This window comes from Streptomyces sp. NBC_01304, from assembly GCF_035975855.1.
Classification (GTDB): Bacteria; Actinomycetota; Actinomycetes; order Streptomycetales; family Streptomycetaceae; genus Streptomyces.
Map to the genome: position 1 here is coordinate 7,593,939 of NZ_CP109055.1, position 12,701 is coordinate 7,606,639.

13 protein-coding genes and 1 tRNA gene are annotated in these 12,701 nt (G+C 69.9%); 10 read left to right on the forward strand and 4 right to left on the reverse strand.

What is annotated here, in order from left to right; all coding sequences use genetic code 11:
- Nucleotides 1–190 precede the first annotated feature (190 nt).
- The gene (locus OG430_RS33745; protein WP_327356436.1) at nt 191–349 is read right to left on the reverse strand and encodes a DNA-binding protein; all 159 of its coding nucleotides are present in this window, start codon (nt 347–349) and stop codon (nt 191–193) included.
- A 213-nt stretch (nt 350–562) separates the two neighbouring features.
- Between OG430_RS33745 and OG430_RS33750 the strand changes: the two genes are divergently transcribed.
- Nucleotides 563–2,257 carry a tyrosine-type recombinase/integrase gene (locus tag OG430_RS33750; protein ID WP_327356437.1) on the forward strand — a complete coding sequence of 565 codons (1,695 nt, stop codon included), beginning with the start codon at nt 563–565 and terminating at the stop codon, nt 2,255–2,257.
- A 95-nt stretch (nt 2,258–2,352) separates the two neighbouring features.
- Here OG430_RS33750 and OG430_RS33755 read toward each other — a convergent pair.
- Nucleotides 2,353–2,424 (reverse strand) — tRNA-Val (locus OG430_RS33755).
- A gap of 163 nt (nt 2,425–2,587) precedes the next feature.
- Between OG430_RS33755 and OG430_RS33760 the strand changes: the two genes are divergently transcribed.
- The 7 genes from OG430_RS33760 (at nt 2,588) to OG430_RS33790 (ending at nt 9,161) form a co-directional block, all read left to right on the forward strand.
- Nucleotides 2,588–3,376, forward strand: coding sequence for a DUF4097 family beta strand repeat-containing protein (locus OG430_RS33760; RefSeq protein WP_327356438.1), 789 nt, complete (start codon nt 2,588–2,590; stop codon nt 3,374–3,376).
- A gap of 78 nt (nt 3,377–3,454) precedes the next feature.
- Nucleotides 3,455–4,837 (forward strand): hypothetical protein, encoded by a 1,383-nt coding sequence (locus tag OG430_RS33765; RefSeq protein WP_442816599.1) that lies wholly within the window; start codon nt 3,455–3,457, stop codon nt 4,835–4,837.
- Between the two features lie 129 nt (nt 4,838–4,966).
- Nucleotides 4,967–5,506, forward strand: coding sequence for a DUF4383 domain-containing protein (locus tag OG430_RS33770; protein WP_327356440.1), 540 nt, complete (start codon nt 4,967–4,969; stop codon nt 5,504–5,506).
- Between the two features lie 59 nt (nt 5,507–5,565).
- Nucleotides 5,566–6,264: a FadR/GntR family transcriptional regulator gene (locus OG430_RS33775; protein ID WP_327356441.1), complete on the forward strand. Its 699-nt coding sequence runs from the start codon at nt 5,566–5,568 to the stop codon at nt 6,262–6,264.
- Nucleotides 6,265–6,349: 85 nt separating this feature from the next.
- Complete coding sequence (dgoD, locus tag OG430_RS33780) at nt 6,350–7,495, forward strand: galactonate dehydratase (protein ID WP_327356442.1); 1,146 nt, start codon at nt 6,350–6,352, stop codon at nt 7,493–7,495.
- An 86-nt stretch (nt 7,496–7,581) separates the two neighbouring features.
- A complete protein-coding gene (locus OG430_RS33785) occupies nt 7,582–8,202 on the forward strand; it encodes a bifunctional 4-hydroxy-2-oxoglutarate aldolase/2-dehydro-3-deoxy-phosphogluconate aldolase (protein ID WP_327356443.1) in 621 nt (206 codons plus the stop codon).
- A gap of 32 nt (nt 8,203–8,234) precedes the next feature.
- On the forward strand, nt 8,235–9,161 hold the full coding sequence (locus OG430_RS33790; protein ID WP_442816750.1) for a sugar kinase: 927 nt from the start codon (nt 8,235–8,237) through the stop codon (nt 9,159–9,161).
- Nucleotides 9,162–9,318: 157 nt separating this feature from the next.
- Here OG430_RS33790 and OG430_RS33795 read toward each other — a convergent pair whose 3' ends face one another.
- Nucleotides 9,319–9,537: an FmdB family zinc ribbon protein gene (locus OG430_RS33795; protein WP_327356445.1), complete on the reverse strand. Its 219-nt coding sequence runs from the start codon at nt 9,535–9,537 to the stop codon at nt 9,319–9,321.
- 73 nt (nt 9,538–9,610) lie between these two features.
- Here OG430_RS33795 and OG430_RS33800 point away from each other — a divergent pair, with 73 nt between their 5' ends.
- Together OG430_RS33800 and OG430_RS33805 are read left to right on the forward strand one after the other, a co-directional pair.
- Nucleotides 9,611–11,650 (forward strand): NADPH-dependent 2,4-dienoyl-CoA reductase, encoded by a 2,040-nt coding sequence (locus OG430_RS33800; RefSeq protein WP_327359329.1) that lies wholly within the window; start codon nt 9,611–9,613, stop codon nt 11,648–11,650.
- Nucleotides 11,651–11,796: 146 nt separating this feature from the next.
- Entirely contained in the window at nt 11,797–12,348 is a 552-nt protein-coding gene (locus tag OG430_RS33805) for a PadR family transcriptional regulator (protein WP_327356446.1), read from the forward strand.
- Here OG430_RS33805 and OG430_RS33810 read toward each other — a convergent pair.
- Nucleotides 12,345–12,698, reverse strand: a complete 354-nt coding sequence (locus OG430_RS33810) for a hypothetical protein (RefSeq protein WP_327356447.1) — start codon at nt 12,696–12,698, stop codon at nt 12,345–12,347. The genes OG430_RS33805 and OG430_RS33810 overlap by 4 nt on opposite strands.
- Between the last annotated feature and the right edge of the window lie 3 nt (nt 12,699–12,701).

Here is a 12,701-nt window from a genome sequence, read left to right on the forward strand (position 1 = left end):
GATGGGAGCACGTTTACACACGTCAGAGGCCCGCACCCCCGACCAGATGTGGCATGGGTCACGGAACCGTTGAGACCTGAACAACATCAGGCAAGAGCAACCCATGCGCTCCCACGAAACATGAAAAGGCCCGGCCAGCCACCCCATCGCCAGGACGGCAAGCCGAGCCCATAGGTGGCAGCACATCACCTCACCAAGCCACGCCCAGCGCCTCCCACAGGCTCAGCGTCGCCACCTTCCGCGTACCGCCCACAGGAATCGTCTTCGCCGGAAACTGCTCCGCCTTGATCAACGCATACGCCCTGTCCGTCCCGATCCCGAACGCCCGCGCCGCCGTCGCCACACTCACCGCCGCAGGCAACGACCGCAGCTCCTCAACCGACATCCCACGCCGGGCACGAACCGGGACATCGGCGGCAGTCGCAGATGAGGTCATAGGTGGTCACATCCCTCTTCCCCGCGCCACCTGACCGGAAGCATACGGCGCCCAAGGAAGCGTCTCCTTCGCTACAGCAAGATCGGGACACGTAAGGATGATCCAGCCCAAACCAGGGGGCCCAGCGTGTTCGACGGCAGCATCTACCGCCGATGCAAGTGCACCGAGCCGAAACTCGACGACCAAGGACAACCAGTCCTCGACGCGAAAGGCAAACCCAAAGTCCGCGAACTCGGCTCCGCATGCCCACAGTTGACGAAGCGCGACCACGGCTCCTGGTACTACTACCTCAACCTCCCCGACGGCCCCGGAGGAGAACGCCGCCGCCCCCGCAAAGGAGGCCACAGCACCTCCAAGAAGGCCAAGGAAGAAGCACAAAAGATCTGGGACGAGGCGCACGACGGCATCGACGTCGACTCCAAGGAAACCGTCGCCGCCTACCTCAACCGTTGGATGGACAAGCGCGTCGACCTCAAGCGCGGCACCCGCGACGACTACCGCGACTACATCGACCGCATCTTCATACCCGCCCTCGGCCACCTCACCATGCGCGAACTCCGCGAACGCCACATCCAGGAGATGTTCAAACAAGTCTGGGCGTTCAACAAGGTCAAGGAAGCCAACCGCCTAGCCGCCCAGCAGGCCAAAGCCGAATGCGACGACGCCTACCGCGCATGGAAGCAAGCCCCCAAGCCCCGGCCCCACCACTACCGGCAGCGATGGGACGCAGCCAAAGCCGCCCTCAAGGAAGCCCGCACCAAGCCCCGCCAGGACGCCGGCCCCGCCACACAGAAGAAGTACAAGAACACCCTCGCCGCAGCCCTCGGCGACGCAGTCACCGAAAAACTGATCACCGAGAACTGGGCGAAGAACGTCACCCTCCCCAAGTACGAGCGCCCCGAAGCCCTCATCTGGACCGACGAACGCGTCGCCCGCTGGAAGCTCACCGGCAAGAAGCCCAGCCCCGTCATGGTGTGGACCCCCGAACAGACCGGCGAGTTCCTCGACGCGGCGGTCGCCCACCCCATGTACATCATGTGGCACCTCATGGTCTTCCGCGCACCACGCCGCGGCGAAGCAACAGGCCTGCCCTGGACCGAAGTCGACATGACCCGCGGCGTCGCCAAGATCGTCGAGCAACTGGTCACCAACTCCGCCTACGAGGTGTGGGAAGACACCCCCAAGAGCCGCGCAGGCAAACGCAGCCTCACCCTCGACCACGCGACCTTCGCCCTACTCACCTCCTGGCGCGACGTACAGAAAGCCCAACGAGCCGAATGGGAACAGAAACACCGAGACGACCCTGACAAATACGGCCCCTACACCGACTCCGGGAAAGTCTTCACCCAGGCCGACGGAAGCCCCTGGCACCCCAACAACGTCTCCCAAGCCTTCGAGCGGTTCATCAAACGCCTCGGCCTTCCGCCCATCCGACTCCACGACCTACGGCACTGCGCCGCATCCCTCAGCCTCGCCGCCGGCCTGTCCATGAAGGCCATCCAGGCCCTGCTCGGCCACAGCAGCTACCAGCTCACCGCCGACACCTACACCTCACTGATGCCGCAGTTCGAGCAAGCAGCAGCCAACGCACCCGTCGACCTCGTCCCGCGCCGCAACGCAGTTGAGCAGCCCACTGATCCAGAGGCGCCGTCCACAGCGGAAGCGGCCGATCCTCCCGCTAGCTCAACAATCAAGGAGGAGAGGGTGATCGAGGAGGTGACGCCCGAGGCCGTCGAGCCTGATCAGAGCGGCGAAGACGGCCGCCACCTCTACCTTGTCTTGCCTTCTGTCCCCCCGGATGAGGCCGAGAACGCCGCCTGAAAATCTGTCCCCCGTTTGTCCCCCGGGCCATGAAAAAGCCCCCTCGGAGATCACTCCGAGGGGGCATTTCGATGCTCCGTGCCTGGTCACAGACGTGGGCGCGGACGGTTTCGAACCGCCGACATCCTCCTTGTAAGGGAGGCGCTCTACCCCTGAGCTACGCGCCCCAGAAGCGATCGACAGCCTACCTTGCCGTGGGCGGGGTCCCGCAAACCAGTAAGAGGCGGGGGTTAGCCCCACCGCGAATGCGGTGGGCGGCCGGATGCCCTGCACAGGGCCTGGATCCCTAACGTCTGGGGGACAGCGACCGCAGCACTGGGGGAGACCACCATGAACGTCCGTACCCTGCACACGGCCCGCCGCGCCCGCACCCTGCTCGTGACCGGTGCGGTGGCGGCCGCCGTCGTTCTGGTCGGTGGGTGCGGTGCGGACGCGGGAGACGACACCGACCCGGAGACCCGGGAGTTCGCGGTGCGGGGCAAGGCGTTGAGCATCGACTCGGACGACTCGGCGCTCGACGTGGTCGCCGCGGATGTGGAGCGGGTACGGGTCACCCGGTGGTTCGACGGGGAGACCGTGCTCGGTGAGGATCCCGGGGTGACGTGGCGGCTCGTCGACGGCAACCGCCTGGAGCTGCGGGTGAACTGCGACGGGATGCTCAGCGACTGCTCCGCCCGGCACCGCATCGAGGTGCCGCGCGCGATGACCGTGGACGTGCTGAGCCGGGACGGCCGGGTGAACGCGAGCGGGTTCGACACCGCCCTCAAGGTGCGCTCGCACGACGGCCGCGTGGTCGTGGAGGAGTCCGGCGGGGCGCTCGACATCGACAGCAAGGACGGCTCCGTGGAAGCCGTCGGGGTCGAGAGCAAGGACGTCAAGGTCCGCTCGCAGGACGGCCGGGTGCACCTCGAGCTCGCCGCGGTGCCGGACCGGGTCGACGTCGAGAGCAATGACGGCTCGATCGAGATCGCCCTCCCCGACGCCACGTACGAGGTGGCCGCCGACAGCAATGACTCGGCCGTGGACGTGACCGTTCCGCGCGGAAAGGACAGCGCGCACCGGGTGGCCGCGCACAGCCATGACGGCAAGGTCACAGTCAGGCCCGTCAGCGCGAACTAAACGGCCCGTGTGTTCGTCCTTAACCGGTGGGAGAATGGCTATCGGGCAGGGCGGATGACAGCAGCACGGGAGAGGGATGTGACGGCGACACCATCGCGGCCGTACACGCAGCAGCAACAGCACCGTGTTCGTGGTGTCCGTGGCGTTCGCGATGTTCTTACGTTGCTGATCCTGCCTCTGCCGTTGATCGCGGCCACGCTCCCCGGAGCCTTCGCCGGAGGCGGTACGCGCCGGTGGTTCGGTGGGCGCGGGGAGAGTCAGCGGGCCGATGCGCAGGCCGCGAAGGATGCCGCTGCCGCCGCCTTCTACGAGCTGGACACCGCCCAGCGGGATCTGCGGATCTCCATAGAGACCATCGTCGCCGTCGACGACTCGCCGGCCGCGCGCCGGGCCGTCTCCGACTTCGAGGCCCTCGGGCGGCGCATCGACGAGGCCAGCGGGAACTACATCACGGCCGTCGACGCCCATGACCTGGACCGCGACGATCTGGAGGCCTCGGCGGCCGCCCGGGCCCGGACCGAGCTGACGCAGGCCAAGGACGAGCTGGGCCGGGCCAAGCAGGACCTGGACCGGTTCAGTCAGGGCCTCGGGCCGCTGCTCGACAAGGCCGAGACGCAATTGGCCCGCCTCGTCCCCGCAGTCGAGCGGGCCCGGCAGACCTTGCTCGCCGCGAGCACCGCCCTCGACGCGGTCCGCGCTTCGGGGCTCAAGGCCGACGATCTCGCGGCCCGCCTCGCCGCCCTCGCCCCGGAGCTGACCAAGCTCAACCAGGGGGCGGGCAAGCACGGGGTGGCGGAGACACTGCAGCGCGCCGACCGGGTGCTGCGGGACGCCGAAGCGGTGCGGGCGGAGGCCGAGCGGCTGCCCGAGCGTGCCGCCGAGACCGACCGGCGCCTGGTCTCGCTGCGCACCCGTGCCCAGGCCCTGACCACCCGGTCCGCGCAGGTCGACCCGATCCTGAGCGAGCTGCGCCGCCGCTTCACGACCAACTGCTGGCAGGACCTGCAGCGCGTCCCCGAGCAGGCCGCCGAGGCCGTCAAGCAGGCCGAACAGAAGCTCGCCGAGGCGCGAAAGGCCCGCGACGAGCAGCGCTGGCCGGACGCCACCTCGCTGCTGAGCACCGCGCGGGCCCTGCTGAACTCCACGGACGAGGCGATCTCCGCGGCCGGCGAGCGGCTGCAGCGCCTGAACGCGGTGGCGAAGGACCCCCAGCAGGAGATCGACCGCACCCGCTTCGCGATCCGCGACGCCCAGCGCCTGGCCATGGCCGGCCGCGCCACCCCCGACCCCCGGCACGCCCGCCCGCTCGACGACTCGGTGGGCCGTCTGGAGCGCGCGGTGGCCGGTCTTGAGGGCCGGCACCCGGACTACTGGCACTTCCTGACCGAGACGGAGGCCGTGCGACAGACCGTGGCCCGGGTGGTCTCGGACATCCGCGAGGAGCGCGGCGCCGGGGCCTGACCGCCCGGGTGCGGCCTCTCGCCGGTTCCGGTTGTCCGCCGGGTACGGGAGGCGGATCCTGGAAGTACGTACGGGATGTCGGTACGTCGCGTACGTACGGCCTCCGCGACCCCGAGGGAGGCGGACGACATGGCCACCCACGTACTGCACTCGGCCGCGAGACGGCGCATCACCCTCGACGAGCAGCTGCCCGTCGACCACCGCCTCAGCAAGGTCTACCGGATCGGTGCCGGACTCACCGGGCTCGTGCTGCTCGCCTTCGGCATCCTGGGCCTGATCGACAAGGTCGGCTTCTTCGACACCGGCGGTGACACCGTCGCCGGGCTCAACACCAATGGCGCGCTGAGCGTGTTGTCGATCCTCGTGGGACTGCTGCTCCTCGCCGGCATGGTGATCGGCGGCAACTTCGCCTCGACGCTCAACATGGTGCTCGGCGTCGCCTTCATCGCCAGCGGCTTCCTGAACCTGGCGCTCCTGGACACCGGCTTCAACTTCCTCGCCTTCCGCATCCAGAACGTGCTGTTCAGCTTTGTGGTCGGCGTGATGCTGATGTTCTTCGGCATGTACGGACGGGTCAGCGCGACCCTGCCGCACGACAACCCGTACTGGAAGGCCCGCCATCCCGAGCAGGCGGCTCGGGAACAGCGGGGAACGATATTTGATAAATAAGCATGACTTGTGCAAATCTTTACCCTCTGCCAGCCATTGACTGACCGAGGGAGACCGGCATGAGGCCGTCAGGGACGGACGCCTCCTACGTGGGACGAGGAGTCCACAAGGCCGCCGTCGAGGCACTCGCCTTGCGGATCTTCGACGGCACGTACGACGAAGGCGACACCCTCGACCTGCCCGAGCTGATGGCCGAGCTGGACGTCAGCCAGACCGTGCTCCGGGAATCGATCAAGGTCCTGACCACCAAGGGCCTGCTCGACGCCCGGCAGCGGCGCGGCACCTTCGTCCGGCCGCGGGAGGACTGGAACCTCCTCGACACCGACGTACTGCGCTGGAAGCTGGCCGCCGGCGCCCCCCACGACTTCTTCGCGGACCTGCTCGAACTGCGCCGCTCCATCGAGCCCGTTGCCGCCGAGCTCGCCGCATGCCGGCGCACCGACGAGGACCTGGCCGCGCTCGACGCGGCCCTGGACGCGATGGCGGCGTACGACAGGGACCCGGTTCTCGCCGTACGTGCCGACGCGTCGTTCCACACCGCGCTGCTCACCGCGTCGGGCAACCGGTTCTTCGCGCAGATGCGCCGGGTGATCATCCCGGCGCTCGTCGCCCGGGACCGACATGTTCACTCGGCCGACCGCGAGGACCCCCTCCCCGTGCACAAGGCCGTCGTGGAGCATGTCCGCGACGGCAATCCGGATGCCGCGCACGACGCCATGGTGAAGCTGCTCGACATGTCCATGCGCGACCACCCGTAGCACACGGAAAAGCCCCAACTAGCACGCGGAAAAGCCCCAACTCTCAGACCGCACCGCCTCGTTGAGCCAGGAAGGACACCCCGTCATGAGGATCACCCGCATCGAGACGTTCCTCGCGCCGCCGCGCTGGATGTTCGTCCGCGTGGAGACCGACGAGGGGGTGGTCGGCTGGGGCGAGCCGGTCGTCGAAGGGCGGGCCGAGCCCGTGCGGGCCGCGGTCGAGGTGCTCTCGGAGTATCTGATCGGGCAGGACCCGATGCGGATCGAGGACCACTGGCAGGTCATGACCAAGGGCGGCTTCTACCGCGGTGGCCCGGTCCTGTCCTCGGCGGTCGCGGGCCTCGACCAGGCGCTGTGGGACATCAAGGGCAAGGCGTACGGGCAGCCCGTGCACCAGCTGCTCGGCGGTCCGGTGCGGGCGAAGATCCGCGCTTACGCCTGGGTCGGCGGCGACGAGCCGGCCGAGATCCGGGACGCGCTCGCCCGGCAGATCGAGGCCGGCTTCACCGCGGTGAAGATGAACGGCTCCGGCATGATGACGCCGCTCGCCACCCGCGCCGAGGTCCGCGACTGTCTGCGGCGCGCCGAGACCGCCCGCGAAGTCCTCGGCGACGACCGGGACTTCGGGCTCGACTTCCACGGCCGGGTCTCGCCCGCCAACGCCCGCCGGATCCTTCCGCTGCTCGCCGAGTACGCACCGATGTTCGTCGAGGAGCCCGTGCTCTCCGACTACATGCACGCCGTGCCCGACCTGGTGAACGCCTCCAACATCCCGCTCGCCCTCGGCGAACGCCTCTTCTCGCGGCGGGAGTTCCTCGCCCCGCTGCAGGCCGGCGTGGCGATCCTGCAGCCAGACATCTCGCACGCCGGCGGCATCTCCGAGCTGCGCCGCATCGCCGCGCTCGCCGAGGTGTACGGCGCCCAGCTCGCCCCGCACTGCCCGCTCGGCCCGGTCGCGCTCGCCGCGAGCCTCCAAGTGGCCTTCACCACGCCGAACTTCCTGATCCAGGAGCAGTCGATCGGCATCCACTACAACAAGGGCGCCGAGCTCCTCGACTACGTCGCCGACCCCGAGCCCTTCCGCTTCCACGCGGGCCACTTCGTCCGGACCGGGCGTCCCGGGCTCGGCGTCGAGGTCGACGAGGCCGCGGTACGCGCGGCCGACAAGGCGGGGCACGCCTGGCGCAATCCGGTGTGGCGGTACGAGGACTGCTCGTTCGCCGAGTGGTGACCAGGCCCGCACCCGCACCCGCCACTGACCCCGCAATTCCGCACACCTTCCACGCCTGCCACGGTTTCGAAGAGGAAAGAAAGAACATGGACTTCAGCACCGCCCTGCGCGCGGAACGGCTCGTCGCCATCATCCGCGGCAAGGACCCGGAGGCGTCCTTCAGGACCGTCATGGCCCTGGTCGAGGCGGGCATCCCGCTGGTCGAGGTGTCCCTCAGCGGCATCGACGCGCTCAAGGTCATCGAGCGGGCGCGGGCCGAACTGGGCGACTCCGCCTGGCTCGGCGCGGGCACCGTGGTCACCGAGGAGGATGCCCAGCGGGCCTCCGAGGCCGGGGCCAACCTGATCGTGACGCCGGGGCTCGGGCCCGGGTTCCTGGCCTCGGTGCGGCAGGGGCTGCCCACGCTCGCCGGGGTTCTCACGCCCACCGAGGTGTGCGCGGCGGCGGGCGCCGAGGCCACCGCCCTCAAGATATTTCCCGCCGCCTCGATGGGCGGCCCCGCCTATCTCAAGGCCCTGCGCGCGCCGTTCCCCGATCTGCCGTTCGTGCCGGTCGGCGGGGTCGGGGTGGTCGAGGCCGCCGAGTATCTGCAGCTGGGCGCGGTCGCGGTGGGCGTGGGCTCGCCGCTGATCGGGGACGCGGCGGACGGTGGGGACCTGGGCGAACTGCGCAAGCGGGCGGCTGAGTTCAAGGCGGTGTGCGCGTGAGTGGCAGCGAGGTCTTCACCTTCGGCGAGTCCATGGTCGCGCTGCGCGGCAGCGGGCCGCTGAAGCTGGGCGGGTCCATGGAGGTGTCCGTCGCGGGCGCCGAGTCCAATGTGGCGATCGGGCTTTCCCGGCTCGGGCACGAGGTCCGCTGGGCCGGTGCGGTCGGTGACGACGAGGCCGGCGAGCTGGTGCTGCGTACGCTGCGCGCCGAGGGCGTCGACGTGTCGGGGGCGGTGCGGGACGGCGAGGCGCCGACCGGGCTGATCCTCTTCGAGCCGCGGCTTCCCGAGGTCACGCGGGTGCACTACTACCGCGCGGGGTCGGCCGGTTCGCGGATCAAGGCCTGTGCCGTCGAGAAGGCCTTCCTCGCCGAGCCGCCGAAGGTGCTGCACCTGACGGGCATCACGCCCGCGCTCGGTTCGTCCGCGCTGTGCGCCGCCCGGCGGGCGCTGCGGCTCGCCCGGGAGCACTCCGCGCTGGTCTGCCTGGACGTCAACTTCCGCTCACGGCTGTGGAGTTACGAGGAGGCCGCGGCCGTGCTGCGGGAGTGGATGCCGTACGTCGACGTGCTCATCGCGTCCGACGACGAGTTGCCGCTGTGTCTCCCGTACGACGCTCCGCGCGAGGTCGCGGCCCAGGCCGAGCTGCTGTTGTCGCTCGGGGTCGGGGAGGTCGTGGTCAAGCTGGGTGCGCAGGGCGCGACCGTGTACTCCGGAGCCGGGGAGCCGTTGCACTGTCCGGCGCGGGAGGTTCGGGCCGTGGATGCGGTGGGGGCGGGGGATGCGTTCGTCGCGGGCTATCTGTCGGCGCTGCTCGACGGAGCGGATTCCGCCGGGCGGCTCGATCGGGCGGTGACCACGGGGGCGTTCGCGGTGGCCTCGCGGGGGGACTGGGAGGGCGCGCCCACGCGGGCGGAGCTCGGCCTGCTGAGGGCCGCGCCGGGCACGGTCGTGCGCTAGCGCGCCCGGAAGGGGCGCGGGGAACTGCGCCCCCAGCCACAACACACCCGCACGGACCCAGATCCCCCCACCCCCCGGGTGCAACACAGCTCCGCAGGATTTAGGGAAGGGGCAATCGATGGGGCCCGGGGCGCAGCCCCGCGACCTCGGCCGAAGTTCAGCCACAGCACCCGCCGCCGCAGCACCCGCCCCCGCCCCCGCCCCCGCCCCCCGAGGCAGGCGCAGCTGCGGCACCCCCGACCGCCACGGTCGAGAGGAGCTTCACGGTGTCCTCGTGCCCGGCAGGGCAGGCCGCCGGGTCGGAGGCTTCGGACATCGGGCGGCTGAGTTCGAACGTGTCGCCGCAGGTGCGGCAGCGGAAGTCATATCGAGGCATGCGGCTCAGGCTACCTGTGACTGACGGCACAGCCCCGCAGTTATGCAACTAGTTGCATAATGGGTCCATGAGCCTGCCTCCGTACCCCCACCTGCTGAGCCCGCTCGACCTCGGGTTCACCACCCTGCCCAACCGCGTGATCATGGGCTCGATGCACATCGGCCTCGAAGAGGCCGAGCGTGGCTTCGAGCGGATGGCCGCCTTCTACGCGGAGCGTGCGCGGGGCGGGGCCGGACTCATCGTCACCGGCGGGATCGCCCCCAACGACCAGGGGCGGCCGTACGAGGGCGGCGCCAAGCTGACCACGCAGGACGAGGTCGCCCAGCACGCCGTCGTGACCGCCGCGGTGCACGCCGAGGGCGGGAAGATCGCGATGCAGATCCTGCACTTCGGGCGGTACGCGTACCACGAGGACCTGGTGGCGCCGAGCGCGATCCAGGCCCCGATCAGCCCCTTCCCGCCGCACGCCCTCACCGACGACGAGGTCGAGCAGACCGTCGAGGACTTCGTGCGGGCGGCGGAGCTGGCCAAGGCCGCCGGGTACGACGGCGTCGAGATCATGGGCTCCGAGGGCTACCTGATCAACGAGTTCATCGCCGCCAAGACCAACGAGCGCACCGACCGCTGGGGCGGCTCGTACGAGAACCGCATCCGCTTCCCCGTCGAGATCGTGCGCCGGACGCGGGAGCGGGTGGGGGACGACTTCATCCTCATCTACCGGCTGTCGATGCTGGACCTGGTGCCGGGCGGCTCGACCCTCGAAGAGGTCATCGCCCTCGCCAAGGAGATCGAGGCCGCCGGCGCCACCATCATCAACACCGGTATCGGCTGGCACGAGGCCCGCATCCCCACCATCGCGACCTCCGTGCCGCGCGGTGCGTACAGCTGGGTGACGAAGAAGGTCATGGGCGCGGTCTCGGTTCCGCTCGTGACCAGCAACCGCATCAACACCCCTGAGATCGCCGAGGAGTTGCTGGCCGACGGCCGTGCCGACCTGGTCTCGCTCGCCAGGCCCTTCCTCGCCGACCCGGAGTTCGTCGCCAAGGCGGCGGCGGGCCGGCCCGATGCCATCAACACCTGCATCGGCTGCAACCAGGCCTGCCTCGACCACACCTTCAACCTGCAGATCACCTCCTGCCTGGTGAACCCGCGCGCCTGCCACGAGACCGAGCTGGTGCTCATGCCGGTCCCGGAGGTCGGCGCGCGCAAGCGCCTCGCCGTGGTCGGCGCCGGTCCGGCCGGGCTCGCCTTCGCCGTGTCCGCCGCCGAACGCGGCCACCTGGTCACCCTCTTCGACGCCGCCGCCGAGATCGGCGGCCAGTTGAACATCGCCCGCAAGGTGCCGGGCAAGGAGGAGTTCGACGAGACGATCCGCTACTTCCGTACGCAGCTGAGTGAGCGGGGCGTCGAGGTGCGGCTCAACACCCGTATCGACGCGGGGGAGTTCGTGTCCGGCGCGTACGGAACGTACGACGAGGTCGTCATCGCCACCGGCGTCAGCCCGCGCACCCCGGACATCGAGGGCGTGCACCACCCGCGCGTGCTCAGCTATCTCGATGTGCTGCGCGACGGCGCCGAGGTGGGGGAGAAGGTCGCGATCGTGGGCGCTGGCGGGATCGGCTTCGACGTGGCCGAGTTCCTCACCGACGGCGGCGAGAAGGCGAGCCTCGACGCGGAGACGTACTTCCGGCAGTGGGGTGTGGACACCGCGTACGAGGGGCGCGGCGGGCTGCGCGCCCCCGAGCGGCCGCTGCCGCCGCGTGCCGTGCATCTGCTGCAGCGCAAGGCCAGCAAGGTCGGGCAGGGCCTGGGCAAGACGACGGGCTGGATCCACCGGACCGAGCTCAAGCACCGGGGCGTGCGGATGCTGGCGGGAGTCACGTACGACCGCATCGACGATGCGGGGCTGCACATCACGGTGGATGGGCAGAGTGAAGTGCTGGACGTGGACACGGTGGTGCTGTGTGCGGGCCAGGAGCCGAGGCGCGAGCTGTTCGACGCGCTGACGGAGGCCGGGCAGACCGTGCATGTCATCGGGGGCGCCGATGTGGCGGCGGAGCTCGACGCCAAGCGAGCGGTGCGCCAGGGTACGGAGCTGGCCGCGGCGGTCTGAGCGCGGTTCGGCGTGTGGCGAGGCCGGCCTGCCTCAGGTCGGCTCCGCCAAGCCTCAGTTCAGCGGCGTCCGGCACCTTCGTGCGCGCCCACCCGTGCCGCCCTGCGGCACGACTGCCCGCAGGTTGGCGACCATAGGATCAAGCCATGTCCCTCCCGCACGCCATCCTCACCGCTCTGCTGGAAAAGCCCTCCTCGGGGCTTGAGCTGACCCGTCGGTTCGACAAGTCGATCGGCTACTTCTGGTCGGCCACGCATCAGCAGATCTACCGCGAGCTGGCCAAGCTGGAGGAAGGCGGGCTGATCCGGGTGCTGCCGGCCGCGCAGCCGACGCGGGGGCAGAAGAAGGAGTACGAGGTGCTGCCCGCGGGCCGCGCCGAGCTCGTTTCCTGGGTGGCGAAGACGGATGACCCCAAGCCGCTGAGGGACCCCCTCGCCGTACGGATCCGTGCGGCCGGGGTGGTCGGGGTGCAGGGCCTCGCAGCCGAGCTGCGGCGTCATCTCGCCCTGCACCAGGAGCAGTTGGCGCAGTACCTCGCCTTCGAGGAGCGGGACTACCCGGCCGAGCGCGCGGCGGACGTGCCGGCCGAGGACCGGCTGCGGCATCTGCTGCTGCGCGGCGGGATCGACAGTGAGCGGTTCTGGATCGGCTGGATCACCGAGGTCCTCGCCGAGGTGGAAGGCATGCCCGAGGGTTAACCCGGTCCGCCCCCATGCGCATGCTCGCCCTCATGCACGTGCTTCAGCTTCATACGCGTGTCCACCACGTCCGGCCCCGGGAAGTCCCGCCAGAACCGATGGCAGGTGACGAACACCGCCAGCTCCCGCTCCCGGGAGCGCAGCTTCTCCACCTCGGCCTGCTCGTCCGGGCTCCAGCCCGGTGAGGCGGGGCGCTCCACCTTGCGCCAGCCTCCCGTGTCGCTGAACCCGTCGAGCGGCACGACGGACCAGGGGAGCCGCTTGAGCAGGGTCAACAGCTCGGCCCTGACCTGGTGCAGCTCTTGCTGACCGGCCAGCAGATCACTGGGGAATTCCTGGATTGCCGCCACGCA

What these genes read in the sequence shown, in the direction of transcription:
- OG430_RS33760 (WP_327356438.1), top strand. Translation starts at nt 2,588, where the DNA reads ATGAACGTCCGTACCCTGCACACGGCCCGCCGCGCCCGCACCCTGCTC.
- OG430_RS33770 (WP_327356440.1), top strand. Translation starts at nt 4,967, where the DNA reads ATGGCCACCCACGTACTGCACTCGGCCGCGAGACGGCGCATCACCCTC.
- OG430_RS33775 (WP_327356441.1), top strand. Translation starts at nt 5,566, where the DNA reads ATGAGGCCGTCAGGGACGGACGCCTCCTACGTGGGACGAGGAGTCCAC.
- dgoD (WP_327356442.1), top strand. Translation starts at nt 6,350, where the DNA reads ATGAGGATCACCCGCATCGAGACGTTCCTCGCGCCGCCGCGCTGGATG.
- OG430_RS33785 (WP_327356443.1), top strand. Translation starts at nt 7,582, where the DNA reads ATGGACTTCAGCACCGCCCTGCGCGCGGAACGGCTCGTCGCCATCATC.
- OG430_RS33790 (WP_442816750.1), top strand. Translation starts at nt 8,235, where the DNA reads ATGGTCGCGCTGCGCGGCAGCGGGCCGCTGAAGCTGGGCGGGTCCATG.
- OG430_RS33795 (WP_327356445.1), bottom strand. Translation starts at nt 9,537, where the DNA reads ATGCCTCGATATGACTTCCGCTGCCGCACCTGCGGCGACACGTTCGAA.
- OG430_RS33805 (WP_327356446.1), top strand. Translation starts at nt 11,797, where the DNA reads ATGTCCCTCCCGCACGCCATCCTCACCGCTCTGCTGGAAAAGCCCTCC.